Origin of the sequence: uncultured Bacteroides sp. (assembly GCF_947632445.1) — a bacterium.
Taxonomy (GTDB): Bacteria; Bacteroidota; Bacteroidia; order Bacteroidales; family Bacteroidaceae; genus Bacteroides.
Window position 1 is genome coordinate 1 of record NZ_CANRPM010000123.1, and the last position, 3,580, is coordinate 3,580.

The following is a 3,580-nucleotide window of genomic DNA, read 5'->3' on the forward strand; positions in this document are numbered from 1 at the left end:
ACTGCATTATCTAAAGAATAGCATTATCAAAAGTAGCCAGTTAAATATGTTGTTAATCATATTATTAACTGACTACTTTAAGATCCATCTTCGGATAATATTATACTAAACTTTTTAAGAATGCTTTAAGTTTAGAATCCTTGTCCCAAGATTTTATTTCAGGCTCTATAATACCAATATCTTCATATGCCTTTTCCAAGGCTTCTCTTTTGGCTTTAGAATCGGTTCTCGCATAGATTTCCGTTGTTTGGACTGAAACATGTCCTAATATATCTCGTATATATATCAAAGGAATACCTACCTGAAGGAGGTGCATGGCTCTTGAATGCCTAAACACATGAGGTGTGATGTTTATATTGCACATTTCAGCGTTTTGCGCTTTCAATAAACTGACATACTTATTTATTATGTATGATATGCCAGGATTAGTTAGTTTACTGCCTTGCGAATTGAAAAAGAGCGGATGGTGAGCACTGACAACATTTGACAATCCTTGTTCTCTCATATAACCTTGCAATAATTTCACAATAGGCTCGTCAAGCGGGACAATTCTTTTCTTTCGACCTTTCCCGTACAGTTCAACAATCGCCGGTTTCTCAAGCCTAAAGTTTGAAGGTGTGAGATCAATCACTTCTTGTACTCTTGCTCCTGTGTTATAAAGTAAAGATAACAATGTCAAATCTCGTCGGCCTGATTTTGTCCGAGTATCAATCTGCGATAATAAGGCTGTTACTTCTTCTATGGTTATATACTTAACAGTATCTTTGACTGCTTTTTTATACTTTATTGAGCGTATTTCAGAACAGTTGTGTACATATTCCGGACAAATAAACATTACTAAGTTACAAAATGAACGAATGGCGGCCAAACGTTGGTTCCTTGTACTGATGCTATTGCCTTTGATTTCTTCCAGCCATTTTAAGAAGAGCAATATCTCTTCTTTCTTGAAATGAGAAAGACTGATTTTATCAGGTTTTACTTTATTTGTCCTATCCATATATTCGAAAAATAACACAAAGGTGTCTCGATATGAACGAATGGAATTACTGCTTACTCCTACTTCGCCGGGCAAATACGTTTTGAAAAATTTCTCCAAAACTTCAGAAAATACAAAATTATTCATAGCTGTCTTCAAAATTAAAATTGTCATATACAGAGTCATCGAAAAGTTTATCTATTGCTTTGGTTGCTTTGATAATATCAGGATATATTTCTTGGGTTAATCGCAAATAATTATTTGTGGATTCAAGCCTCTGTGTCCCATATAAGCTGCTATGTATGGCATTGCACAGTAAATATCCTTACCTTCTTTAACCAATTTTACCATTGTGTGAACGCAGGCTGTATGTCGGATGTCATGTAGCCTTGGGCCTTGATGATGTCCTTTGTATGGGATACCAGCGTTTTGCAAAATTTCAATGAACCTTGCTGACACAGAGTGTTGGCTACAAGATTTTCCGGACAAATTCACGAAGAATGGAGAAGAGGCATTCTCTATTCCTTTTATGGGTATTTGATTCCTGTATGAGATGTACTGTTTCAATACAACCTTAAGCGATGGATTAATTGGTGCAATTCGTTGGCATCTATTTTTAGTATTTTTGATAGTTATGGTCTGACAGTCCAAATCTACATCTTCATTTTTTAATGCGAGAGCTTCCCCTATACGCATAGCTGTGCTATATAACAATCGTAATATAGCAGGCATGATTATAACTACACTGCGACTGTATGGTTTAGGCAATCGCAATTGGTCTGCCGCGTTGAAAATTCTACATAACTCTTCATGGGTAAAAATATGCGGTATAAAATTGTTTTTGGGAATCTTACCTACTCTGGGTATATATACAGGCACACCTAAACGGGACATATATTTCATCAACATGGAAAATTTGGAAGCATACCTATATCGGGTTCGTCCGTTTTCATTGGTCAAGAAATCCATCATGTTATTATAAATTGATTCTGTGACAAATACAGTATCAATCCCTTTGTTATAGAAATAACTGTCAAACACCTTGAAGAATAGGCGCATTTCAACATCTGAATATCCCAACTTAACCCGTTGCTCGCAAAAAGAATTGAAATAATCAGAAAATACTGATTGGTAGATCACTTTAGACATAGAATACACCTCCTTCCTGTTTGTAGAAATTATCTTCTACCGATGGCACATCGTGGCTGCAATTCAACAATGATGACAAATTTATAGTCAAGTATTTTTTCGTGCTTTCCGTGGTGCTGTGTCCTAATATTGATGAAATGGTTGGAACTGAAACGTTGCTCCCCAACAGGTTGGTAGCCAAACTGTGTCTAAGAGTATGGCTGCCATGATGTTTCCCATCACATTTGATACCAGACTTAAAGACATATTTGGCTACCATTGTGGAAAAGGTTGCGGATGTAATGACCCGGTAAGGAGGTGTAAACGAGACAAATATTTCCTTTAATGAAGTTTGTGGTCTTGCATTCCTTATGTAATCAATCAGTGAAACTCCGACATCATCCAGCAATGGTAATATTACCTCCTTCTGTGTTTTTATTTGTCGTATATGTATTTCATTCCTGTCCCAATCAATATCTGAAAACTTGAGATTTCTAATATCGGCAGAACGAAGTCCTAACCTTGATGCCAACAGCAACATTGCGTAATCCCTTTTTCCCTTTGTAGAATGTCTGTTCACACTATTTTCGATTTGTAGGACTTCCTCCTTTGCGTAGTAGGATGGAACTTTCTCCTTTATGTAACGTGTAGGTCGAATATAGTCAAGCAATAAATCATGTTTAATAATCCCATGATCTTTCATGTAGCGAAGAAAGTTTTTCACATTCTTCACGTTCTCTTGTTTCATGTTTTGAAGAGATGAAAAGAAATTCAATAAATGTTCCAATGATATGGTCTCTAAATCTACTCCTGCATGGTGCATCTTCTGACTGAACATGCTCAGCGAATGTTCATATATCTTAATCGAGGACATTTTAAGATTTGTCTCTGTCTTGAGATATTCTATGTACTCTACGACATACTGTCCAAAAATTCCGGGAAAATACTTTGGAGTTTGTTTTTGAAATACGAATAGTTTACTGTCTATAAAAGAGTTGAGCATATCAATGACACGGCTGATTTCATCAGCATACTTTTTTGTTCGGATTCCATGTACATATATCCTAAATTCCAAACCTACATCAGGGGTGTAGTCATTTGCATTCTTTTCTTGCATGAATTTAACAAGAGAACGACCACCTTGAAGTAGCATTGATGTGTAATTAGAGCTTAATTTATACCTTAAGCACTCTTTCTTACAAATCTTGATGATGTCTCTTCGTAATAATTGTTTTTGAGTCATAACATCTATAATTTAAAGGTTCGCTTAATATTACTCAAAAACTATCATTCCCCCATTGAATATTATCAAAACATCTACATATAAAGTTTGTCTAATATACAACAGGTTAGCTTTTCTAAAATATTTGTACTTTAGATAATGCTATTCTTTAGATAATGCAGTACGGCGTATGCCATTGAGGGCGATGCGCAAGAGGTAAAGGCTCTTTACGAGTTGATGAAAGAGTTGGAAGA

Annotated in this window: 3 protein-coding genes; all 3 read right to left on the reverse strand. The window is 35.7% G+C overall.

Features of this window, described 5'->3' with window-relative positions:
* Positions 1 to 100: 100 nt before the first annotated feature.
* Positions 101 to 1,123: a site-specific integrase gene (locus Q0Z70_RS13260; RefSeq protein ID WP_298075242.1), complete on the reverse strand. Its 1,023-nt coding sequence runs from the start codon at positions 1,121 to 1,123 to the stop codon at positions 101 to 103.
* A 96-nt stretch (positions 1,124 to 1,219) separates the two neighbouring features.
* On the reverse strand, positions 1,220 to 2,125 hold the full coding sequence (locus Q0Z70_RS13265) for a tyrosine-type recombinase/integrase (RefSeq protein WP_298075244.1): 906 nt from the start codon (positions 2,123 to 2,125) through the stop codon (positions 1,220 to 1,222).
* A complete protein-coding gene (locus Q0Z70_RS13270; protein WP_298075245.1) occupies positions 2,118 to 3,347 on the reverse strand; it encodes a site-specific integrase in 1,230 nt (409 codons plus the stop codon). Before Q0Z70_RS13270 ends, Q0Z70_RS13265 begins: the two co-directional genes overlap by 8 nt.
* Positions 3,348 to 3,580 lie beyond the last annotated feature (233 nt).